Here is a 23,694-nt window from a genome sequence, read left to right on the forward strand (position 1 = left end):
TTGTTTGTGTTATTATTTAATCCCAGCTCTGTAATTCAATAATATTTCCCTCTATATCTGTTGCATATACAAATGTAGCAACTTGTCCATTAGGATATTTTGTTTTAACAATTTCTCCAACTTGACCTCCACCTGCACTTTTTATTTTATTTAGGGTTTCTTCAACATTTTCAATTTCAAATGCGATGTGTGAAAAACCATAATTATTTATATTTTTTTGAAGCACTTCACCATATAAATTATATGAAAATATTTCTAATGTTGGTAAACAATCATCATATCCAGGTAAAGCTAAGTGCACACCTTCAATATGAGCATCTTTTATCCCTGTCAATCTATCCAACCATTCACCTTTTAGGTTTCTTTGTGGTGGTACTTTTCTGCATTCAAATACATCTTTATAAAATTCAGACAGCTTTTCCCAGTCTCTTGCTATTATATTTGTATGTACGTATCTCATATATTCCAACGCCTTTATAAAATATAAAGTATTCTTTATTTCCATAACACACTCTATTCCATGCTCAAATTATATCATTAAATTATTCTTTTAAAAATTTCTTTGCTACATTTGAAAAAATTAATCCATTTGATAAAATAGCTGGATGTCCACCTTTATTAAACAGATGCATTTTTCCATTTTTAATTTTTTCAAGAAGTGATGAAAAAGTATTTTCAAAGAAATCATGAGCTACTAAAGATACAAATTCATCTTCTTTACTTCCTGTTAAAAGTACATCTGGTTGCATAGTTTCTAGAGGCTTATGAAAAAATTTACCTATAGTTTTATAATGTTCAAAAATAGCTTCTGTATCATTATCTACTACTTGCTCCCAATTTTCGCCTTGATTGTAAATATAAAAAGCTTTTGCATCATCATCTTGCTTTGATGCTTCACGCTCTAATTTCACATTTTGCACAAAGGACTCTAGAGGAGCTTCTCCTTCAAAACTATCTGCAATTACCTTATTCACTAAATCGGGTCTTTCAAGTGCAACATTTAATGCAACAAGAGCTCCTCCACTACTGCCAATTATATTTACTTTTTTATAGTTCATCTTTTCTAAAAAACATATAACTTGCATAGCCTCATCAAACCATAAATCGACAGAAAACTTATCAACCATTTGAGATTTGCCATGACCAACAAAATCAATTAATATTATTTTATATTCATCTTTATAAAAATCGATTATATCATCAAACATCTTAGATGAGGCTGTATTTCCATGTAAAAAAAGTAATGGTGTACCATCTCCAATTTCATTATAGTAACACTGTTTGTTATTATATTTAAAGTATGCCATATGTTTCCCCCTTTAATATTTCTATAAATATATGTTTATGATTTACATTTAAAATGACTATTGTCATAGACACTTAAAAATAGTATAACTTAGAGTATAACCAAAATCAATAATACCTTAGTTGATTTGTTGTTTACTTAAGTTATTATAATCTAACTTCTGTAAAGTTTCTTTTTTGTACGAAAATGTTCTTTCCATTTGCAACTTCATTTCGATAGCAAAGCAATTCATTAGTATTGATACTTTTACTTAAATTCATAATTTCATCATCAGAGAGAGCATTTCCTGTATCTGTAATAAAAATATTCAATCTCTCTTTCCATTGTTCATTAAAAATTTGTTCTTTTTGGGCAACTAGTACATTTACTGTTAAATCTTAAATCCTTGAGATATGTCACAAAACCCATGCAATAGTTTCATCTTTACTTGTTGGCACAATAGCATATTCATTTCTGTTTAAGTCATTAATAAGTTTGTCCACTTCATTTTTTTCTGTATTTGATATTTCTGAGAGATGTAATTTTGAATGAATTTCTAAAAATAGTGTTTTTACCTGTTCTATTTTTTCTTCTTTACGTATGATTTTATTTAATTCTTTGTGTACTTCACTTAACCCATTTCCAAAATATTTCATATAGTACCTCTTAATCAAATTCTTTTTTCTTCTAATTTTATTTTATCTAGCCTTTATAATCTCATTATACTTAGAAAATACAAAACCAATGCAATTTATTATAATAATTAACTAATAATGATAATTGAATTATTGTATATCTCTTTTTACCTTAACCATTTTTTTCTTTATAGGAATCTCTTTATATCTTTTCAATATCAAGTCTCCCTTGTAATTTAATATATCTATATATGAACATAAATCTTGAACTTCGATTACACCTATATCATCATTAGTAATACCTTTTATATTACTAAATGCTCCAACTATATCTAAGACCCTTATCTTCTTCTTTTTGCCAGCATTTAAATATAATTTAACTACTTCATTTTCTAGATTTGATTTTATATCTCTACTTTTGTTTGAATTTTTAGCAATTTTTTTTCTTTTCGATACTTCTTTCAAAATTTCTTTTGAATATTCTTCAAACAAAACTTTACCCTTAATAATACTACTTTGTTCTATATTAGTTAACTCATTTATTTTATATCCTACATATGTTTCTATATTATCTATATATTTCTCATCTTTTTCATCTACTATAGTGATAGCTTTTCCACTATTTCCTTTTCTACCAGTCCTACCTATCCTATGTATATAGTTTTCCTTATCTTGTGGCACATCATAGTTTATGACTAAAGAAATATCATCAATATGTATTCCTCTAGATGCTACATCACTACTAACTAATACATTAAACTTTATATTTTTAAAATCCTTAATCACAAATATTCTTTTTTCTTGTGATAAATCTGCATGTAACTCTCTTACCAAAAAACCTTCCTTACTCATTTTATTATATAGTTTAGATACTTTTTCTTTAGTATTACAAAATATTATTACACTCCTTGGATTTTCGCTGTATATTAATTCTTTTAAAACTACATACTTATTTCTTTCCTTTGACTTGATTATTTTATCATCTATTTGTCTTAATCCTTCATTAGTGTTACTTTCATTTCCTTCTACATTTATAATGCTGTAATCTGGCATATATTTTTCACATATATATTTTATCTCTTCACCTATTGTAGCTGAAAAAAGACCTAATGTTCTCTCTTTAGGTATATTTGTTAATATTGTTTCCATTTGTTCAAGAAAACCTTTATTAAACATTTTATCAGCTTCATCTATTATTAAATACTTTATTTTTTCTAAATTAATAGTGCCTCTATTTATATGGTCAATTATTCTACCCGGAGTAGCTACAACGACATGAACCCTTTGCTTTAACTCAGCTACTTGTTCTTTTATAGATTGTCTACCAAATATAGCACTACATCTTACCTTCTTTAACCTTCCTATACTTGATATCTCATCTTTTACCTGTAGCGCTAATTCTCTCGTTGGTACTACTATAAGTGCTTGAATATTATTGTATTCTATATCAATATTTTCACATATAGGTATTGCAAAACTTGCTGTTTTCCCACTTCCTGTTTTTGATTTTACTGCTATATTTTTACTATTTAACAATTCTGGAATAACTTCTATTTGTACCTTAGAAGGTACATTATATTCTAAATTTTTTAATGACTTAAGTATCTTTTTATCCAATTTAAAACTTTCGAATGTATATTTCATATATTACCACCTTATTATGTTTATTTTTATCTTATCAATTATATTTTTCTCCATTATATTATTATAATGTAAGACACCGATATTTTTATACTTTTTATCATTATATATAGATTTTAGCAGAAAAAATTATGAACTAGTCCTTAAATCAAAATAAAATCTAAAAAAATACCCCTTATTAACATTGATAAGTCAATATTTTCAAGGGGTATTTTTTTTAGATAATTAAATTGATTTAAATAAACTGAATTAGTATACTTCTTAGGTTTAATTTATATTCCTAGACAATTTTTCAATTTATATCTAAGATTAAAAGGTATTAATCAATACCTAAATTACCATAATCTCACATACCTATATCTTTATTCAAAATACCTTCTGTAATTAATCGTGCTATATAGTCATAACCTGCTTCATTGGCTTTATTGCAATCATCCACATTATCACAGAAAAAACTTTCAATTTGTATTGCAACTGGATTCGTGTTTCTCAAGATATATAAATTTTCTCTTTTTTTAGCTCCTCTATTTTCAAATAATTCTCCAAGTTTATTAGATACTCTTTTAGCATATTCTAATCCTTCATTACCATAATAAAGTACTTCTGCACCAAAGCTTTTTCCATCACTTTTATTTAAATGTAGCTCTACTAGTAAATCATATTTGCCACTATTTACTTTTGGAACTCTATAAAAAAACTCTTCTTTTTCTGCTACAAAATGTCTTTCTGGACAAATTATTACATCTACTGTATTACCTTGACTTATGAGCATCTCTGCTAACATAGGAGCTAATTTTTTATTATAACTATACTCATCAACTATTGCATTTACACCTGTACTTTTTCCACCTTTTAGTATACTATGACCTACTGTTATGCATATTTTCATTTACTTTTTGTCACCTTCTTTTAAAGCTAAAATTTGTATAATAGTAATATGATTTTAAAGCTATTACTAGTAATAATATATTAATTGAAGATGGCAAAAGTTCTCATAACTTATCATTTTTTTAACATATTTGTCTTATTTTAGCATAAATCTAGATGCTTAATTTTATTTATTACAATTATTATTTAACTCTATTTCATAATAACTACTGTAAATCCAGTATAAGTATTATAGTTCAACACATTATCTAACAGTATATGTTACAAACATTGAATTATTTGGTGTATTCCTAAGAATACTGTGGTTATTAAATTTATATTTCTATATTTATTACAGATATATTGCAAGCTAAAATTTCCTCAAGAATCACAAATTTCTTATCTCTAACTTTTCTAACACTTTTATTCTTAAACTATATACTTGTCATTATAATATTATAATAAATTATTTGATAATAGCTTATTGTTAAGGCTTTATAATCAATTTATAAGTCATAAATACTTGATTAACTGATTTTTTATAATTGATGCTATTTTAACAATAATTATCACCTTATATCTAATCTATAATAATATTTGTATACATTAAACCATATAATTGTTTTAGTAATTTTAAATTTTATGTACAACCAATTAATAGTATAATAAAAGCGATGTATTTATGAATAATTCACCATTATTCAGTTCATTTATTGATATATGTTCAGTTTTTATATTTATACTTTTTACATCTTCATAAACTATTCCAACAGGTGAACAAATAAAGCAAGAGAAACCAAAGGTTTTAGTAACTTTTTTAACTTTGCTAGGAGTAATATTAATTTGATTTTTGTAATTTTCTATATTTTCATTAGCCATTTTTATATTACTTCTATAGTCCTTATCTTCTTGAATGTTATAACTATTATCTAATTTATTTACTGATTTAAATCTACTATAATTTCTACAACTATAGTTAATTTCAAACTCTATACTTCCAACAATTATTAAATTGCATAGTTTTAGATTTTTGTCTTTATTTATAGGATTTTTTATAAGTTTTATACTAAGTATTTTGCTATTTGTATTCACTTTTAATATATCTTTTAGATTTTTAGGTGCTTTTAAAGTATTGCTTATATTTAATTGTTTAAATACAGCTTTTTTAATACTTGTATAAACACGATTACTTTCTATTGATATTTTCATTGGAAATTTTTCCATATCATACTTATAATAATAATATATATTAGCGTGGTTTTCTATAACCCTACATGCTGAATTTGCTAATACTATACTTTTAAAAGATATTATTTTTTTACAATTTGTATTTATTTTACCTATGTAAAAACCTTGTTGTGGATTTAATCCACCCTTTCTGATACCATTAACTTCTACAGTATTATTTATAAATTTTATGTACTTAGAAATATAATCTTTAAAAAATATATTCCCAGTTTTGCGATTACTCATATTTGTAACAACAATAGTATATGTTAAAATATCAAATACAGATGCACATTCTTTATCAACATATTTTTCTACCTCTAAAATATTTCCACTCATATCATTTGAAACAATATTACTAAAAGTAGTTTTTGTTATTATAGGGCTTCTAGATAATAACTTATAACTAAAATCTCCCCCATATTCATTGATACCTCTCATTGCACCCACCTTTCTATAATTTAAATATTATCTTATTTTAAAATTATTGTCATAACTTATAATTGTAGTTACACTTATAAATAAATTATTGTCATCTAAAATGGATGATGTTATATCTTGTATAATATACTTTAAATTAATTTTATCGTTATTTTTTATTCCTCTAGGCATTTGTATAAATGTACTAAAAGGTATTTTTAATTCAAGTATATTTTTCTTTGTAAAATTCCTATTTCTTTTAGCATTATTTATATTTTCTAACCTTATGTTAGTATTTATATCGCCAACTAAAATTAACTTTTTACCAGTCATCTGCTCATCCTCTAACGACATACATTCTATTGTATCAATCAATTTTATATCGTGGATATTCATGCCACAAATAGATGTATCTAATAAATTTACTCCAGATTTTTTAGAAACTAGCTTAAAATTTTTATATGTATTAAATTGAGAGAAGTAAAGTGTATTTTCTAGACTCTCACATTCTTCCAGATTATATATAACCTTATCTTTTTCATGCATGATTTCATCAATCTCCCTATATCTATATATTAATACTATTCATTATAACTATTCCAAATTACCATTTTTAATTTTGTATGAAAGAAATATCGCTATTTATAAGATATGATATATTTTTGATAGATATCATACCTTTTATTTAAAATAAAAATATAATTTTAAAATTATAAATTAAATATTTCTATTGACTTTTTATTTGTGATTGATTATAATTTTTATAGACCGACGGTCAGTCTTAAAAAGTGAGGTGTTCTAGAAATGCAAGATTTAAATAAAATGAATAGTTGTTTTAATAAGAATTTTAATTTAATAGTACTTGGTCAAATTGTCTCTATACTTGGTTCATCGTTGTTAAGATTTGGACTTTCCACTTATATTTTAGATATGACAGGACGTGCAGACATATTTGCAACTTTATACGCAATATCAAGCATACCTCTTTTACTTTCTCCAATTGGTGGTGCAATAGCTGATAGATTTAATCGTAAAAATTTAATGGTTATATTTGATTTTATTAGTTCAGTTATTATTTTTACTTTTATTTGTCTTCTTTCTACTTTAAATAATTCTATTGTATTAATTGGGGTTATTATGGTACTATTATCAATTATTAGTTCTATGTATCAACCTACTGTGCAAGCAAGCATACCTTTAATAGCAAATGAAAAAGATTTAGAACAAGCAAATGGAATTGTAAACGGAATAAGCTCTCTTTCAAGTATGTTTGCTCCTGTACTTGGGGGTTTGTTATATGGCCTTATTGGAATTAAGATGCTTCTTATTGTAAGTTGTATTGCATTTTTTCTATCCGCAGTAATGGAAATGTTTATTCATATACCTTTTAATAAAAGAAAAGTTAATGAAAGCATAGTATCAACAATAGTCAGTGATATGAAAGAAGGATTTTCTTATGTTATAAAACAATCTTATATTAGTAAAGCCATGATTCTAGCTGCTTCTTTAAATTTATTTTTGACTCCATTCTTACTTGTAGGAATACAATATATTTTACGTATAACAATGCATAGTAGTAATAATATGTATGGCATAGGGATAGGAATTATTGAATTTAGTAGTGTTTTAGGTGCACTTTCAATAGGTCTGTTTGCTAAAAAAATGAAAATGAATACACTGTATCGCTGGTTAATGTTAATTAGTATTCTGATGATACCAATGGCTATTTCTATTTCACCTTTAATGCTTAGACTAGGATATTATCCATCTTTTATATTGTTATTTATTTGTGTTATACCTATAGCCATGTCTATGACAATTATTACTATATTCGTTTTAACTATTGTTCAAAAACAAACTCCTAATGAATTATTGGGTAAAGTAATGGCTACTATTACCGCTGTATCACAGTGTGTTGCTCCAGTTGGTCAAATTATGCATGGAAAATTATTTGAAATTTTCAGTTCCACAGTCTATATACCTATAGTATGTATGTTCATAATTATGCTATTAATTTCAATTCTTGCTAAGTATCTATATAAGAATGAATCAAAAGCATAAAGTATAAAATAATTAAAAATTATTTTTAAATGTACAAACCGATTGGAAAACAGACTTTAATCATCCACAAAATGTTAAAAAGCAACAGATAAATAAAGTATGACGCATTATTATCTGTTGCTTTATTCATTAGAACTACCTTTATTAAGTATACAATTATACTTCTATGTCTTCAACTTTTGAGATAAGCCATAAATATGAAAGTCCAGCTAATACTGCTGCTACTATCCAGACAATAATAAAAGGAATATATGTGTGAAGCATAGTTGTTATAATGTTAGCAGTGCAGGAGGCAAGAATAACAGAGACTATAATCGTTGTTTGAATGGAATATTTTCGAAATCCAATGCTAACAGAAATTACACCTATAAATAAAGAGAATACAGCACACAAAATTGTTTCAATAATAATCTTAAAAAACAATCCAAGAGTAAAATTATCAGAAATCATAGGAAAAAAAGCTTCTGTAACCATAAATATAAGGAGGGAAATAATCGTCCCAAGCAACATAAAACTCAAACATAATGTAGCTATCAATACAATCTTTGAGTTCAATAAAGTCTTTCTATTTATTGGATAAGTAAAAATCAAAATTGCATTTTTTCCAGAATATTCTTTTATAACAAATGTGGAAAACAATACAGCTGATAAAATGGCATAAGCTGACATTTGTAGAACGTTAGTGATTACCCAAATATTATGGTAATTAGAAAACTCAGCAGAATCTGTATCCCCCCCTGTATAAGCAATCATAGCAAATGTATACAAAAATCCTAATACACATAAGGTAATGATACCCATGGCATGAAGATAAGGGCGAATATTATTTTTTTTTAGTTCTAATTTTATAAGTTTATACACAGTTGTTTCCTCCATTCATTATTTCAAAAAAATACTCTTCCAAGCCATTAGGAAATTCTTGTTTTACTGCAGACATAGGAATTTCTTTTAAAATACTTCCATTCGAAATAATGCCTATTGTATCAGCTATATACTCTATTTCACTTAATATATGACTTGAAATAATAAGTGTCATATCATATTCTTTTGCAAGTGTTCTGAATAAATCACGCATTTGTTTTATTCCCATAGGGTCAAGACCATTGATAGGTTCATCAAGTAAAAGAATATCTGGATTATGTATCATTGCACGAGCAATCCCCAACCTTTGCTTCATACCCAAAGAAAACTTACATACCTGTATCTTTCCAGTATTTTCGAGTCCTACTTTTTGCAAAACAGCATTTATATCTGCATCACAAAAATTCATGTAAGCATTATGTATCTTTAAATTTTCCTCAGCTGATAAATGTTCATAAAAAATTGGTGTTTCTATAATACATCCAATTTTTCTTAAAATATTATTACGATTTTCTGATATATTCATATCAGAAATCATTATATTCCCAGTGGTTGGTTTTAATAAACCTGCTATCAATTTTAGTACTGTAGTTTTTCCAGCTCCATTTGCACCTAAAAATCCATAAATACTTCCTTTCTCTACATTTATATTGCAATGTTTTATGACCTCTTGATTATCAAATACTTTTACCAAATCTTGAACTTTAATGATTGTATTCATTTTCTTTAATATTTTCCTTTCTCTATGAACCAGTATTTATTTTTAGTGTTTATTAAATCTTTCAAATTTGATTCATTCATAATTCATAAAATAATATTACTTCAATTAGACAATATAGTGTCTTATCTAAGAATACTATTTCAAATACAAAAAGTCAATATATTGTCTAAAATAAAAATAAAACTTATATTTATTAAGAGGCACAATGAGTATGACATATATTAGAATAATTAGGATATTTAATATTACTGAAGTAAAGCTTTCAATATTAAAAATGATATAAAAATAGTGACTATCTTAATTATTAAAATTAATTATAGTCACCATTTTGTATAGTTTAATTAAATATTATTTTATATGTGAGTTTGATAGAATTTATTTTCATTAAATCTATTATTCTGGTTTATACATAATTTTCTTATTATTATCATATATTACCAAAGAATTTGATTTTACAATTTCATTTTCATATTTAACATCTTTTTCAGAGAAATTAGCTACTACTTTTAAATCATCTCCATATTTAGTCATTTGAACTAATCTATCATCAGAAATAAACTTAAAGTCTGTCATTTCTCTTTTAATAGCCTTTTTATTGAACTCTGACCATACTTTATCATGAGAAATTATTTCACCTTTATGTTTTTCCCATTCAGTTCTATCTATATAATACATAGGTGGTGTATTATATAATACTTCTTTCATCATTCTACTTCCAACTTCATCCTTAATTTTGAAAGTTCCCCATAGCCATTGATGAGAAGATACAACAGAATCATTATAAACTAATCTAAATAAAGGTAAAGAATAAGTTGGGTCTATAAATATTTTTTTATATTTTTCTTTTACAGGTATCTGCTTTGAAAAGACTTCTGGCACTCCTCCTGTTGGAGAATAGTATCTACCAACATAATATTCACTTTCTTTGTTCTTACTCATATCTTTATCTACCCAAGCAAACGCTGGTGTTTCAAGCCCATGTGCAAATGCTATAGTGCTACTTGCAAAGTCATTTCCTCCTTCTGAACCTATAACCATATTTGCATTATCTCTTATATATGACATTCTTTCAAGTCTAGCTTTTAAATCTTGTGACTGTGTTGTTATATGATTTGGAGAATAATCATCAAAAATTTCTCCTGTAGCATCACAGTCTATAAACCAAGAATTAAATTCATACCCCTCATTCAATATACTTTTTACTCTCTCTTTTACACTTGGTAAAGATAATGTAGGATTTAGTTGTCTTCCTTCTCCTTGAAATCCAGATTCTTTTTCACCTTTTTTATTTTCTATAGTAGCATTTTCATATAGTGACTTATCTTTAAATGATGCTGTACTCCATTTTTCTTCCCCTGGCTTGTGTATAGAATGATATGAATCATATGGTCCTACAAGATAACCTAAATCATTAGCTCTTTTGACTATTTCTGGTGATACATAACCTTCTTCCATATCATCAAACCCTATCCAAGCATTATCAATACCAGATTTATTCATATCATTAATTACATCAATTGTATTATATCTTGCCCATGTATCAATTTTATTCACACTATTCCCCAATTTTGACTTTAATAACTTTTTGTTAAACTCTATAAGTTCTACTCTATTTAATTTAGATATTCCTTTATCTAGTACTTTTTTTATTTCTTTATCATTACTATCAAAAACCTTACTATTATAAAAAGTATTTAGTTGCATAACTTGATTAAAGGCTTGAACTATTTGATTTTTTTGATATTTATCTATATAATCTTGGGTTTTTATTTGATTAAGTACAGTTATAAATTCACTATTATCAGGTTTTTTACTTAGGAGTTCTTTCATCCAATTAATTAAATCATCTGATAAATTTTCCTTTAATTTGTCCCATTTAATATCACCTACTGTTATTATAGATTTGTCTGCAAAATAAATCTGAGGAGCTCCATAAAGCTTTTCAATGTTTTTATTATCCTTAGATTTTTCTTCTAATGTTTTAAACTCACCTTTATCAACTATATAATTTTTATAGGTTTTTGCCACATCTGTAATATTTTTATCAGTCAAATATATTTTAAATCCATACTCTTTATTTTTATTTATACTTGGATATTCATGTGTAAATGTAAAATTAATTTTATCTTTAGAATTAAATTTAATCTCATTATTAAATTCATTTTCAATAATATAAAGCACAGAATACTTTGTCTTATTTACTGCAAAAAACTGCATCGAAAAGGATTCTATGACATTGTAAGCTGATTCATTTAAATGCTCTTTCCAGTATTTATCATCACTTGGTATAAATTTACCTTCATAAAGTGGTAACACATAACTTTCGCCTTCAATTCTTGGCCAATTAAAACTAGCTTCTTTTTCTGAATTAGATTTAATATCTACATCTAAATAGCTTTCCTCTTTTTTTATATTTATGTCTATATCTTCATCAGGATATGTCCATGATGTCTCTGTCTTCGTCTTTTTAAAATTTGATACTTTCCTTTCTTTTAATGGTTCAGATATCTTTTCCTTTAAACCATTAGATTCTACTGATACCTCAAAAGTTTCTGGTTTTACTTCAAAATTAAAGTCCAGATTTTTGACATTATACATAGATGATGTGTCATTAATAACCTCACTACTACTACATCCAGTGATAGTAGTTGCAATAATCATACAACTTGTAAATACCGAGAATATTTTTTTCATAAAATCCACCTCCTCGATAAATATATCACCCTTATGTTACACCAAAGTTACAATTTACTTTGAATTTCACTATCTATTAATTGAAGATTATATTGTTGAATTAATTCTATTAGACGTTCTGCATATATGTTACTTCCACTTTCATCTTTTGCAGTGCTATAACCTGCTTTTTCTAATGCTTTAGCTTGATAGATATATGTTTTTGCATCAAATACACCATTGGCTTTATATCTTTTATTTGTAGCTAAAAATTCTGCATGGTCTTTTATAGATTCACTTTTATCATCATATATTCTAAATTTATCATCTATAATTGTATCTAAATGTTCTTTTGTTTCTAAAGTAACTGATTTTCCTTTCCAATAGGCATCAGCCTTTATACCAAATAAGTTATTATACTCTTTTGCTAAACTTGATTTACCCCAACTAGACTCAATTATTGCTTGTGCAATGGTTATAGATGGCAATATTTTATAATTTTTATAGTTTTGTATAGCAGATGTTTCAATCTCATTAATAAATTTCATATATTGTGTATCAGATTTTAATCTTTCTGGCTTTATTCCATAATCTTTAAGGTCCTCTATATAATCATTAACCAATCTTTTTTGTTTATTATTAAATTTCAACTCATCTAAAACATTACTTAAATTTTCTACTTTATTATTTTTAGAAAAATCTTTAACAAATAAATCTGATACTTCTTTTATTTGTGAATCATTAACTTTTTCTAACTTATTTTTATTTAATACAGCAATGATAGAAGCCACATACTTCCAATTAACTTGTGCATTATTTTCACTTGCTAAATCAGCATATTCTATATACTTACTAACATCTATATCAGCCTTATTTATCTCTTTAATTGAATATTCTTTTACTAACACACCTATTCCAACTATTATTATCAGTATTGCTATAATGAACTTCTTATTCTTCATAAATTATTTCCTCCCTTATATTCTCTACAGAATACAATATACCCTACTTTTGTTACATATTCTTTACGAAATTATGAAGATTTTATGAAGATTTATGTAATATATTTAATTTAAAGCACGATTATTGTTATAATATATAGGTTTGCATTAAATAAAAAATAGTTAAAATAAATTTAAAATTAGATAAATTTATTTTAACTATTTACACACTAAGACATTATTTCAATTTACTTCTATTAATTTCTATAGATTTTTCTAATACATACTCTTCTCCATATACAATAATTTTTATTGGTTTTCCCTTTAAATTTTCTATCTTAATTAAATTACTATATACATCAACATGGATATTATTATCTCTATAATTTATATTGAAAGAATAATTATTCCATTCTTGAGGTAACTTAGGCTCAAAAGATAGTGTTTCATTCCATGTTCTCATCCCTGCAAATCCATGTATAATAGAAAGCCATGAGCCAGACATTGAAGTTATATGAAGACCATCATTAGTATCATTATTATAATTATCTAAATCAAGCCTAGCTGTTCTTGAGTATAATTCATAAGCTTTTTTTAAGTCATCTACTTCAGAAGCAATAATAGAATAAACACTAGAAGATAAAGAAGACTCATGTACAGTATATTTTTCATAAAAATCAAAGTTTCTCTTTTTCTCTTCTTTAGTAAACCTGTTTCCAAAATAATAAATTCCTTGCAACACATCTGCTTGTTTTATAAAACATGACCTAAGAATCTTATCCCAAGACCATTTTTGATTAAGAGGAAGATTCTCTTTTGGCAAATCCTTTACCTCTATAAATTCCTTATCTAAAAAATTATCATTTTGAACTATTATTTGTAAGTCTTCATCATATGGCAAATACATTTTATTTGATATTATTCTCCAAATTTCAATTTCCTCTAAACTTACATTATTTCTTTCAACACATTCGCTGTACTCTTTTTTTAACTTTAAGACATTTTCTACAGCATATTCTAAGCACCACTTAGCTATATAATTAGTATACCAATTATTATTGATATTGTTCTCATATTCATTTGGACCTGTAACTCCATGTATCATATATAAATCTTTTCTTGTAGATAAATGTACTCTACTAGCCCAAAATCTAGCTACTTCTACTATTACATCTATGCCCTTTTCTTTTATATATCCAAAATCACCTGTATAATTTGTATAATTATATATTGCATATACTATACTTCCATTGCGATGAATCTCTTCAAATGTTATCTCCCATTCATTATGACATTCCACTCCATCGAAAGTAACCATTGGATATAGTGCTCCCTTAAGTCCAAGTTTTTTGGCATTATCTTTTGCTTGCTTTAGCTGATTGTATCTATATACTAAAAGATTTCTTGCTACACTCTTATCTGCTACACCTAAATAGACTGGAAGACAATATGCTTCTGTATCCCAATAAGTAGCACCTCCATATTTTTCACCAGTAAAACCTTTTGGCCCTATATTTAATCTTGAATCTTCTCCATAATAAGTCGAGAATAATTGAAATAGATTATATCTTATACCTTGTTGACTACTCTTATCTCCTTCTATCTTTATATCTGCACTTTCCCATCTTTTATTCCACAATTTTGTATGTTCATTTAAAATTTCTTCATACTCTTTAGATATTTCTATATTTAAGATATCATCACATTTCTTTAATAACTCATTTTCACTATAATCTCTAGTGGAAGTTATTGTTACATATTTTTCTATTCCAATAGTTTCGTTTTCTAAAACATCCATTGTTATTGAATTTTCACAGTAATTATCAGTACTTAAATAAGATATATCATCTACTTTACCTCTTGTTTTAATATGCATCGTTGCACCTACTGTAAATATGGGTGTCTTAAATGTATTTTCTTTTGTACGTGAAAGTATATTTCCTCTATATTCTGAGGAACTTGAAGAAACTGCATTCCAAAATTCTTCTTCGTAATTTGAATCTTCGTTTTTTATATTTGAATCTAAGTATGGAATAAATTTTATTTTAGCACTAGAATTCAAAGCTTTTATATCATACTTTATTACAGCTAATTCCTTAACTGATACGCTTAAAAATCTTGTTATATTAGCTTCAAATTTTTTACCATTAATATTCACAGTAAATTTACGCTTTAAAATACCATTTTTCATATCTAATTCTCTATAAAAATTTTCAACATTACATTTTTCAAGGTCTAACTCTACCCCATCTATGAAAATTCTTATCCCTATATAGTTAACTGAGTTAGGAATTTTACCAAAGTATTCTGGGTATCCATTTTTCCACCATCCAACACGAGTTTTATCAGGAAACCATACTCCAGCTATATAAGAACCTCTATGGCTATCTCCACTATATCTTTCCTCATAGTTTCCTCTCATACCCATATAACCATTGCCTATACTCATTATAGACTCTGCTAATCTATTTTCTTTAATTTCAATCTTGTCTTGTATAACTTTCCACTCATTTATATTATCAAACAAACATTTCATATAATGCTCCTAACTATATACTTATTATACTCACTTAATATATACTTAAAATTTAACTGACTTGTTGAATTTACAAGTAAATTTGCTTTTTTTAGATTTTTATAATCTCCAACTCCAACAGAAAACATATTGGCTGAGTTTATAGCATCAATACCTGCACTTGCATCTTCTATTCCTATACAATTTTTAGGATTTACACCAAGTCCCTTTGCTGACATAAGAAATATATCTGGATATGGTTTGGTGTTCCTACATTTTGACGCATCTGCTATAAAATCAAACTTATCACTTATGCCTAGATGTTTTAATACATTTGTAGCATTCTTGCTTGCAGAAGACAACCCTATCTTTACATCATTAGATTTTATATCATCAAGTAAATTTTTTATACCTGGCAAAATATCATTTGAAGTTATTTTGTTTATTAAAGATACATAATAGTTATTTTTGTCTTCTGCCATTTTCATTTTTTCTTCTTCTGAAAATAAATCTTTTTTATATCCATATTCTAATATTTTATTTAATGACTCCATTCTACTTATACCCTTTAAAGACTCATTAAATTCTATATCTATATCTATGCCAATGTCATCAGCTAGTTTTTTCCAAGCTAAATAATGATAATATGCTGTGTCTGTAATCACTCCATCTAAATCAAATATAAATGCTTCTAGCATTCTTGTACCCCTTTCTCTATAAGGATTTTTTAGACTAATAATTAATTTATTTTGTGTCTATACCTTATATTTAAGATATTCTCTATAGAACTATTTAATCCAATTCACTCTTTAATTCAAAATCAACTTCTATTTCACTCTCTTGCACACCATATTTTTTTATCATTTTAGAAAAATTTGACCACATCTTTCCAGAAAAAGCATTTAAATAATTTATATTACAAATAAATTTGCCATCTTCAATCTCTTTCTTATATAGTTGTGGACCCACTATATATACAGGAAACATAGCCCATGCTTTTTTTCCTCTGTATTTTTTTATAACTTTTGTATAGTTGCCATTTTTCATAATACATACTAAAAATACACATACAAATGTTTTTTCTTCAACATCTATACCAAAAGAAAAGGATATATCTTTTCCAAACTCCTTTTCTATTTTACACAAATCCTCTTTAACCTGTTTTTCAAGTTTTCTTGAAGCTTCATTGCAAAATTTTTTAATCTCACTAGATGGAATTGGAATCCAAAGTGGCATATCTGATATATAGTCTATACTTTTATCATCAAATGGTAACTCTCTTCGCTTCATTTCCGCTATAGCAGACATATAACTTTTATCCGATACAAAAAAAGTTGCAATTTTATTATTATCCACATATATATTAACTGGACATTCCTGTTTCTTATTATTTATTGAAATTCTAGTAATATCATTATATGAATACTCTTTTTCACTCCCTATACATTTACGAACTTTAATATTATATAAATCAAAAATAATATACTTTCTTGTATATTTGAGAATTGAAATTAATCCATATATTGTAAGTACAAGAGTAATTAATAATATATAGTACTGTTTAATATATACACAAAATACAATTAATACAATCCCAATTGATAAAAATATTAAACCTAAAATTAGATTCACGATACTAGATTTTACTGTAACTATATATTCTTCATAGTCATTCATGTTTTCCCTTCCCTCTACTTATTCAGTAATTATACATCTTTACTTAACTACAAAATAATTAAAAATTTCAATATTAATTTTTATTCAAATAAAAACTTTACTTAACAAGTTTTACTGCAAATAATTTGTATATAAAATTATACTGAACTCACTTATTATAATTAATGATACTTTGTTTAAATAATATAAAAAGTTATAGTATAATCTAACAAACACATGGTTATATTATTTTAAAATAATAAACTTGTATTTTTTTAATGTTATTTCTTTCTTTAAATCAACTATTTTTTCTTCATATAAATCTTTTACTTTTCTATTTACCAAATAATCTGGTAATCTTAAGGTTAAATCTTTGGATGAATTATTTATTATTATTGTAATAGATTCTTTCCTTAATATAATTGTTCCATTTTCTTTATCTGCTAGTATCCATTCATTTGATACAGTTCTAAGTTCTCTATTTGATTTACGAAGTCTAATAATCTTCTTCATAAAATCAAGTATATCTTTATTCCACTTTCCTTCATTCCATTCCATACATTTTCTTTGTCCTTCAGATACTGGACTTAGTTCTCCTTGCATTCCTATTTCATCACCATAGTATATACACGGACCTCCTGATTGTATAAACATAAACAAATATGCAAGTTTAAATTTATCCACATTTCCATCAGCATAGCTCAATATTCTAGTAGTATCATGACTTCCAAGTAAATTAAAAATAACTTCATTAACTTGCATTGGATAGCTTACTATTACATCATTTATCATGTATTTAAATTCTTCAGCATTTATCTCATTTGTACAAAAAAATTGTTTCATAGCTTCTGACATTAAATAATTCATAACTGAGTCAAATTGGTCTCCCATCAACCATGGTAAACTTCCATGCCAAATTTCTCCTAATATATATATATCAGGTTTTATTCTTTTAATCTCTTGTCTGAATTTTCGCCAGAAAACATGATCTACTTCATTTGATACATCCAATCTCCATGCATCTATATCAAATTCTTGTATCCAATACCTCCCTACACGCAATAAATATTCTATTACTTCTGAATTTTCTGTGTTAAGTTTTGGCATGTATTTTTCACACCCAAAAGTTTCATAAGGTATGTTTTTTTCATCTATTTCTTCTATTGGAGTATCAACTTTACTTATATCTTTTATATAAAACCAATCTTTATATCTCGAATTATTCTTATTTTTAACTACATCTTGCCACTGCTTAGAATAATATCCTATATGATTAAATACAGCATCCAACATTATTTTTATATTTCTTTTATGGGCTTCTTCTATTAGTTTTTTCAAAGTAGATTTATCACCTAAGGTAGGGTCTATTTCCATGTAGTCCATCGTATCATATCTATGATTAGTTTTTCCAACTGTAATAGGACAAAAATAAATTCCATTTATCCCTAAATCGCTCAAATAATCTAGGTGGTCTATTACACCTTGTAAATCTCCACCTGTAAAATTATCTCTTGTTGGAATAGCGCCCCATATATCTACTCCTTCTGGATTTATAGATGGATTTCCATTTGCAAATCTATCAGGAAATATCTGATACCAAATAGTTTCCTTTACCCAATCTGGAACTTTAGGTATATCTATATAATTCAAATATGGATATCCAAAAAAATTACTTATTTCGCATAACTCTTTTTCATCATTTTCGTTTCCTAATTTTATTATCTTTTTCTCTGTAAATAAAATTTTTTCTTCTTGACCTTCTATTATAAATCCATATCTCGAACGTTTATTTAAAGGCTTACACTCAGCTATCCAATAATCAAATAATTCTGTTTCTACTTCTTTGTTCATTGTTATATTTGTTCCACCAGACCAACCAAGTCCAGATGCATTTAGATTCCCTCCTCCTGCACCTCCTTTGTCCCATACATATTGGTCTCCTATCCTTAAGGTCACTTTTTTTGCCTCATTTTTTTTGGTTCTAATTCTTATATGTAATGTTTCTCTATCATAGCCATAAGCATAGTTGCTCATTGGTATATGTAGTATAGCCTCTTTTGTTAAAGTTTGTTGAGTTGATTCTGTGATTTGATTGCTTAAGGTTATATTTTCTTTATTTTTATTAGACAACTTTATCCCTTCTTTCTAATAATTTGCATGGTTTAAAGATAGGTTAATGTATTTAACTATTATATCATAATAAAAAGATATAATAGTTAAATATAATAGTAATAGTTTTCTAATTTGAGACAATCATTTTTCTTAAACTTAAACTCTTCTCTATTATCATTTTTTACAAAATAAAAACCTCTAGTATTTTCCTAGAGGATACAATATTCTGCTATTAATTTTTATACTAACTTTCAAATTATTTAAAAAGACTCTATATGCCATATTAGTTCTTTATGCTATATTATTAGATTTAACTTTTTCTATGTTTAAAAAATAAGTTTCTCTTTCTTTAAATAATGATACATATTTAAAATCAAGATATTTAAGCATATCGTAAGCCACATCAAAATCTTTGCAGATATCTTCTACTCTATGAGAGTCAGAACCTACAGTAACTATAAAACCACCAAGTTCTCTATATCTTTTTAAGATATCTTCATTTGGATGTATGGCATTTAATCCATATCTATAACCAGATGTATTTAACTCTATTCCACTTCCATTATTAATTATTGACTTTAAAACTTCATCAATAATATCTTTAAAATCATTATATATTACTCTGTTATCTGAATATATCCCATATCTAGATATATAATCTAAATGTCCATATATATTATAATCTTTAAACTCATGATTAGTTTCAAGTATGCTATTAAAATATTTATAGTACGCATCTTCTTTGCTAAGTCCTTCAAAGTATTTTTTTGATGGAACAGGTACGTTATCAATTGTATGAGTTGAACACAATATAAAATCAAAAGGATGTGAACTTATTACATCTTTTATTTCATTTTTTAAATGTTTTCTATATCCTACTTCAACACCTAACAATAATTCTATATCCTTTTTATACTTTTCTTTTAGTGTATTAAACACTGGGACATAGTTGTTATAATCTATACAAAATCCCTTCCCTTCATCATGTTCTAAATGGTCTGTAAAAGTTAAATATCTAACACCTATACTTATAGCTTTTTTTATTGTATCTTCCATTGAATCCTTTCCATCACTTGAAAAATTAGTATGAATATGATTATCAATTAAATTCATATTATCCCTCCCTTTATTTTATCTATCTTAATTATACTACAGGTTTATTGTATACAATTGTTAAAAGAAAATGATAATAGTTAAATTTTATTTACAATACTTCCTCTTAAATAAATATTTTATTTTTACAATAAAAGAAGTGTCTATCTTTTGATTTAAAAAAATCAATGCAGACACTTCCTTAGTAATATATTTTGGTTAATTTATCTTTTAAAAATTTGCATTTTTTGACAAATTTTAGTGGTTATATATCCAATCATATAAAAAGCGGCATAAAGTAAAATATAGATATATGCTGAATCATTTAAAAACATATACATTAATATTATATAAGTTATTAAAGATACTACAAGTGATAAAATCCAGTTGGTTTTACTCAATACACAAACTATCCCTTGAATTAAAAAGGCAATTGGAAAAATTAAAATCATCCCTATTACAAAAATCCCTTTAGAATGAATATCTGGTATATTGAATATATCTGTAGCAAAAGTCAAAAACACCAATAACATTATGATTGTAGGAAATATAATACTAAAAACATTACTCTTTTTCATAATAAATTTTCCTTATTTGTAATTTTGAATTGGTTATTTAATGAAACTCATTAAATATAACCATTAAATTAATAATTTAATTACTTTATCGCCTCAATTTCTCCCATCATTCTAACTAAGTCTTGTCCATATTGACCACCAGCCCAATTATTAGAAAGACTTTCAACTGTTTTAGCTTTCCCAAACAAAGATTTTTCATGTCTAGGGTCTACTGGATTTGAAAGTGGATAACCCTGTTGTCCTGCATATAGACATAAATGTTGAATTTGAGCTAGTATTCCCTCTTCCCAAGTATCAAATTTTGAGTGTGCATTTTTGTCAGTATCAGAACCACCAACAGAAGTCTTAAGTCCACAAGGATTTTTAAAAGATGCATCTAATACTCCACCAAAATTACAGAAACCAGTTTCTTTTGCTGATTGAGCTACAGCTAAAACAGGATTTACACCTTCTTGAACAGCTGTATCATACAGTATTGGTATTAATTCTATAAATAAATCATTGGCTTTTTTAGATTTTGCCCATTTTAAACAAGCTTCTAAGCTAGCTGTTGGTTCACCTAATATACTTGTCTCATCTTTCATAGGTGAATCCCCTTTTGTAGACGAATCACCATTATTCTGTGCAGCAGAAACACACTTATTATATACACTATCGCTTATTGAGCCTAATCTAGTAATCTTATCTGCTCCTGCTAGTATGGATTTATCACTATCTTCTGATACTAATACAATTGGATTATCTTTAGCAATTGTAGAACCTGTAAGAGCATTTACTAAATCATATCCATCACTTAAATAAAATTCTGATGAATCTGGATAAAATTCTTTTATAACTTTTTTATTTGTATCATATCTATCTGAACCACCAAGTCTCTTAGAGTTAGTCTTGTTAACTAAACTCGTACTCATAGAAATACTTCCACCTACAGCATATGATTTTACATTACTTGTTGAAAAAGGAACACTTTTTCCATCTGTAAGTACTATAGGAGCTACATCTCTTACTGAGACAGGTGCAGCACTTATAGTATCAGCCTCTCCTTTATATGCATTAGTTAATATAACTTCATCAACTTTTTTAATGCTACTTACTTCTTTGGCAACACTATAACTAGTCTTTATTCTATCATCTCCACCTAATCTAGTTACTTGTGCTCCTGTATTTTTCAGTTCAGTTTCTACTGACTTACTTATTGATAACTCTTTACCTATTATGTATATCTTTTTTACATTTTTTAATCTTTGTTTTGTCTCATTTGGTATGTTACTTTTTTGAGCAAGTAAAATCGGAGCATCTACAGCACCAGCAAGACCACTTGCTGAAAGACCATCTGCTATAGAACTATCCATATTTACCACAATTGCTGTATCATAACTCGTTTTATCTGCTATTAATCCAGCCGTCTCGTATATGTTCTTACCTTTAATGGTATCTGATGTTAATGCACTTACATTAGGTGCGTTCATTAGAAATATAGCTAATGTTAAACCTAATGCTAAAACTCTTTTAATTGTTCTCATATTCTTCCCCCTTGATATATCAAGTTTAATCCAAAAATGACTATAACATAGTAATACATCTACGCTATAGTCATTTATTATAATTTAATAATTATATGTTTCTTATTATATCATAAATTACAAAAAGTTTCCATAATATTAGATAGATTAGAGAAAAAATTTACATTTTAGTTACAATTTTCCATTTTTTAATTCTAATGTATACATATTTGGTAACAATTTGTAATAAAAGATAGTAAATACACTTTGTATTCATTTTAATATTATACAATAATGAAATTTATTGCATATAAAAACTTAATAAAAATTATATAAGACTTTCACTATTGAATAAACATATTATAAAAAGCAATAAAAGATATCTTTTATTGCTTTATTTGAATAAACGAAATATAATGTATTGCGTAGGAGATAAGAACCAAGGAGTCAAAAAAATGATTTCTCTTCTGCTCCTATCTTTAATACCTGTACTGACTGGTGGTACTGTAGCTCTTTTCAATAACAGCACAAAGACAATTTAGGATTTGTTTTTTTCAAAAATCATATTATCATTTATCATTTGCATGTTATTTGCTATTACACTGTTCTTTCTATTTATTGTACTAATTGTTATTTTACAGTTAATGAGAAAAATAACAATCAATATTTCACTGCTTCTTTCTTTAATGTTCGGTTTTGCTCTTGAAACCCTTATTGTTGTATTTGTAACTACATGTGCAGGAACAATTGTAATAAATTTAAGCAGAAATATTATAGTAACAAGTGTAGTAGGTATGACTAATCCTTCATCATGATATTAAAATAGAAAATTTTAGATATGAAAAAGTTAAGAAAGGGCACAAAAATATAGCATTTAAGTGGATGACTATTATTCTAATTGATTATA

At 26.2% G+C, this 23,694-nt stretch carries 20 protein-coding genes; 1 reads left to right on the forward strand and 19 read right to left on the reverse strand.

Annotated features, from left to right (window positions below):
• Window positions 1-16: 16 nt before the first annotated feature.
• The 8 genes from IC219_RS03610 to IC219_RS03645 form a co-directional block, all read right to left on the reverse strand.
• Window positions 17-460 (reverse strand): VOC family protein, encoded by a 444-nt coding sequence (locus tag IC219_RS03610; RefSeq protein WP_227824032.1) that lies wholly within the window; start codon window positions 458-460, stop codon window positions 17-19.
• A gap of 82 nt (window positions 461-542) precedes the next feature.
• Window positions 543-1,307, reverse strand: a complete 765-nt coding sequence (locus IC219_RS03615; protein ID WP_227434835.1) for an alpha/beta fold hydrolase — start codon at window positions 1,305-1,307, stop codon at window positions 543-545.
• A gap of 145 nt (window positions 1,308-1,452) precedes the next feature.
• The gene (locus tag IC219_RS03620) at window positions 1,453-1,617 is read right to left on the reverse strand and encodes a hypothetical protein (protein ID WP_227434836.1); all 165 of its coding nucleotides are present in this window, start codon (window positions 1,615-1,617) and stop codon (window positions 1,453-1,455) included.
• Window positions 1,618-1,701: 84 nt separating this feature from the next.
• Window positions 1,702-1,941, reverse strand: coding sequence for a hypothetical protein (locus IC219_RS03625; RefSeq protein ID WP_227482516.1), 240 nt, complete (start codon window positions 1,939-1,941; stop codon window positions 1,702-1,704).
• Window positions 1,942-2,070: 129 nt separating this feature from the next.
• Window positions 2,071-3,564, reverse strand: a complete 1,494-nt coding sequence (locus IC219_RS03630; protein ID WP_227830622.1) for a DEAD/DEAH box helicase — start codon at window positions 3,562-3,564, stop codon at window positions 2,071-2,073.
• A 343-nt stretch (window positions 3,565-3,907) separates the two neighbouring features.
• Complete coding sequence (locus IC219_RS03635; protein ID WP_227434839.1) at window positions 3,908-4,450, reverse strand: N-acetylmuramoyl-L-alanine amidase; 543 nt, start codon at window positions 4,448-4,450, stop codon at window positions 3,908-3,910.
• Between the two features lie 632 nt (window positions 4,451-5,082).
• A complete protein-coding gene (locus IC219_RS03640) occupies window positions 5,083-6,096 on the reverse strand; it encodes a DUF11 domain-containing protein (RefSeq protein WP_227830623.1) in 1,014 nt (337 codons plus the stop codon).
• Window positions 6,097-6,123: 27 nt separating this feature from the next.
• Complete coding sequence (locus tag IC219_RS03645) at window positions 6,124-6,621, reverse strand: SPOCS domain-containing protein (protein WP_227434841.1); 498 nt, start codon at window positions 6,619-6,621, stop codon at window positions 6,124-6,126.
• A 258-nt stretch (window positions 6,622-6,879) separates the two neighbouring features.
• Between IC219_RS03645 and IC219_RS03650 the strand changes: the two genes are divergently transcribed.
• A complete protein-coding gene (locus tag IC219_RS03650) occupies window positions 6,880-8,136 on the forward strand; it encodes an MFS transporter (protein WP_227830624.1) in 1,257 nt (418 codons plus the stop codon).
• Window positions 8,137-8,292: 156 nt separating this feature from the next.
• Here the strand turns inward: IC219_RS03650 and IC219_RS03655 are convergent, their stop codons facing one another.
• From IC219_RS03655 to IC219_RS03705, 11 genes are all read right to left on the reverse strand, one after another.
• Window positions 8,293-8,997 carry an ABC transporter permease gene (locus tag IC219_RS03655; RefSeq protein WP_227830625.1) on the reverse strand — a complete coding sequence of 235 codons (705 nt, stop codon included), beginning with the start codon at window positions 8,995-8,997 and terminating at the stop codon, window positions 8,293-8,295.
• Complete coding sequence (locus IC219_RS03660; protein WP_227830626.1) at window positions 8,990-9,718, reverse strand: ATP-binding cassette domain-containing protein; 729 nt, start codon at window positions 9,716-9,718, stop codon at window positions 8,990-8,992. The genes IC219_RS03655 and IC219_RS03660 overlap by 8 nt, the downstream gene beginning before the upstream one ends.
• Window positions 9,719-10,111: 393 nt before the next feature.
• Window positions 10,112-12,412, reverse strand: a complete 2,301-nt coding sequence (locus IC219_RS03665; RefSeq protein ID WP_227830627.1) for a glycoside hydrolase — start codon at window positions 12,410-12,412, stop codon at window positions 10,112-10,114.
• Window positions 12,413-12,459: 47 nt separating this feature from the next.
• Complete coding sequence (locus tag IC219_RS03670) at window positions 12,460-13,353, reverse strand: glucosaminidase domain-containing protein (protein ID WP_227830628.1); 894 nt, start codon at window positions 13,351-13,353, stop codon at window positions 12,460-12,462.
• Between the two features lie 217 nt (window positions 13,354-13,570).
• Window positions 13,571-15,868, reverse strand: coding sequence for a glycoside hydrolase family 65 protein (locus IC219_RS03675; RefSeq protein ID WP_227830629.1), 2,298 nt, complete (start codon window positions 15,866-15,868; stop codon window positions 13,571-13,573).
• Window positions 15,865-16,545: a beta-phosphoglucomutase gene (pgmB, locus tag IC219_RS03680; RefSeq protein ID WP_227434848.1), complete on the reverse strand. Its 681-nt coding sequence runs from the start codon at window positions 16,543-16,545 to the stop codon at window positions 15,865-15,867. The genes IC219_RS03675 and pgmB overlap by 4 nt, the downstream gene beginning before the upstream one ends.
• A gap of 94 nt (window positions 16,546-16,639) precedes the next feature.
• On the reverse strand, window positions 16,640-17,524 hold the full coding sequence (locus tag IC219_RS03685) for a hypothetical protein (protein ID WP_227830630.1): 885 nt from the start codon (window positions 17,522-17,524) through the stop codon (window positions 16,640-16,642).
• A 225-nt stretch (window positions 17,525-17,749) separates the two neighbouring features.
• Window positions 17,750-19,633, reverse strand: coding sequence for a glycoside hydrolase family 13 protein (locus tag IC219_RS03690; RefSeq protein ID WP_227830631.1), 1,884 nt, complete (start codon window positions 19,631-19,633; stop codon window positions 17,750-17,752).
• Window positions 19,634-19,906: 273 nt separating this feature from the next.
• Window positions 19,907-20,728: a histidinol-phosphatase HisJ family protein gene (locus IC219_RS03695; RefSeq protein ID WP_227434851.1), complete on the reverse strand. Its 822-nt coding sequence runs from the start codon at window positions 20,726-20,728 to the stop codon at window positions 19,907-19,909.
• Between the two features lie 203 nt (window positions 20,729-20,931).
• Window positions 20,932-21,285, reverse strand: coding sequence for a hypothetical protein (locus IC219_RS03700; protein WP_227434853.1), 354 nt, complete (start codon window positions 21,283-21,285; stop codon window positions 20,932-20,934).
• An 80-nt stretch (window positions 21,286-21,365) separates the two neighbouring features.
• Window positions 21,366-22,808, reverse strand: a complete 1,443-nt coding sequence (locus IC219_RS03705; protein WP_227434856.1) for a cell wall-binding repeat-containing protein — start codon at window positions 22,806-22,808, stop codon at window positions 21,366-21,368.
• Window positions 22,809-23,694 lie beyond the last annotated feature (886 nt).

The sequence above is a fragment of the Clostridioides sp. ES-W-0018-02 genome, assembly GCF_020658175.1.
Classification (GTDB): domain Bacteria; phylum Bacillota; class Clostridia; order Peptostreptococcales; family Peptostreptococcaceae; genus Clostridioides.

What these genes read in the sequence shown, in the direction of transcription:
- IC219_RS03635 (WP_227434839.1), bottom strand. Translation starts at nt 4,450, where the DNA reads ATGAAAATATGCATAACAGTAGGTCATAGTATACTAAAAGGTGGAAAA.
- IC219_RS03660 (WP_227830626.1), bottom strand. Translation starts at nt 9,718, where the DNA reads ATGAATACAATCATTAAAGTTCAAGATTTGGTAAAAGTATTTGATAAT.
- IC219_RS03705 (WP_227434856.1), bottom strand. Translation starts at nt 22,808, where the DNA reads ATGAGAACAATTAAAAGAGTTTTAGCATTAGGTTTAACATTAGCTATA.
- pgmB (WP_227434848.1), bottom strand. Translation starts at nt 16,545, where the DNA reads ATGCTAGAAGCATTTATATTTGATTTAGATGGAGTGATTACAGACACA.
- IC219_RS03640 (WP_227830623.1), bottom strand. Translation starts at nt 6,096, where the DNA reads ATGAGAGGTATCAATGAATATGGGGGAGATTTTAGTTATAAGTTATTA.
- IC219_RS03695 (WP_227434851.1), bottom strand. Translation starts at nt 20,728, where the DNA reads ATGAATTTAATTGATAATCATATTCATACTAATTTTTCAAGTGATGGA.
- IC219_RS03610 (WP_227824032.1), bottom strand. Translation starts at nt 460, where the DNA reads ATGAGATACGTACATACAAATATAATAGCAAGAGACTGGGAAAAGCTG.
- IC219_RS03625 (WP_227482516.1), bottom strand. Translation starts at nt 1,941, where the DNA reads ATGAAATATTTTGGAAATGGGTTAAGTGAAGTACACAAAGAATTAAAT.
- IC219_RS03650 (WP_227830624.1), top strand. Translation starts at nt 6,880, where the DNA reads ATGCAAGATTTAAATAAAATGAATAGTTGTTTTAATAAGAATTTTAAT.
- IC219_RS03675 (WP_227830629.1), bottom strand. Translation starts at nt 15,868, where the DNA reads ATGAAATGTTTGTTTGATAATATAAATGAGTGGAAAGTTATACAAGAC.
- IC219_RS03615 (WP_227434835.1), bottom strand. Translation starts at nt 1,307, where the DNA reads ATGGCATACTTTAAATATAATAACAAACAGTGTTACTATAATGAAATT.
- IC219_RS03665 (WP_227830627.1), bottom strand. Translation starts at nt 12,412, where the DNA reads ATGAAAAAAATATTCTCGGTATTTACAAGTTGTATGATTATTGCAACT.
- IC219_RS03630 (WP_227830622.1), bottom strand. Translation starts at nt 3,564, where the DNA reads ATGAAATATACATTCGAAAGTTTTAAATTGGATAAAAAGATACTTAAG.
- IC219_RS03700 (WP_227434853.1), bottom strand. Translation starts at nt 21,285, where the DNA reads ATGAAAAAGAGTAATGTTTTTAGTATTATATTTCCTACAATCATAATG.
- IC219_RS03670 (WP_227830628.1), bottom strand. Translation starts at nt 13,353, where the DNA reads ATGAAGAATAAGAAGTTCATTATAGCAATACTGATAATAATAGTTGGA.
- IC219_RS03645 (WP_227434841.1), bottom strand. Translation starts at nt 6,621, where the DNA reads ATGCATGAAAAAGATAAGGTTATATATAATCTGGAAGAATGTGAGAGT.
- IC219_RS03685 (WP_227830630.1), bottom strand. Translation starts at nt 17,524, where the DNA reads ATGAATGACTATGAAGAATATATAGTTACAGTAAAATCTAGTATCGTG.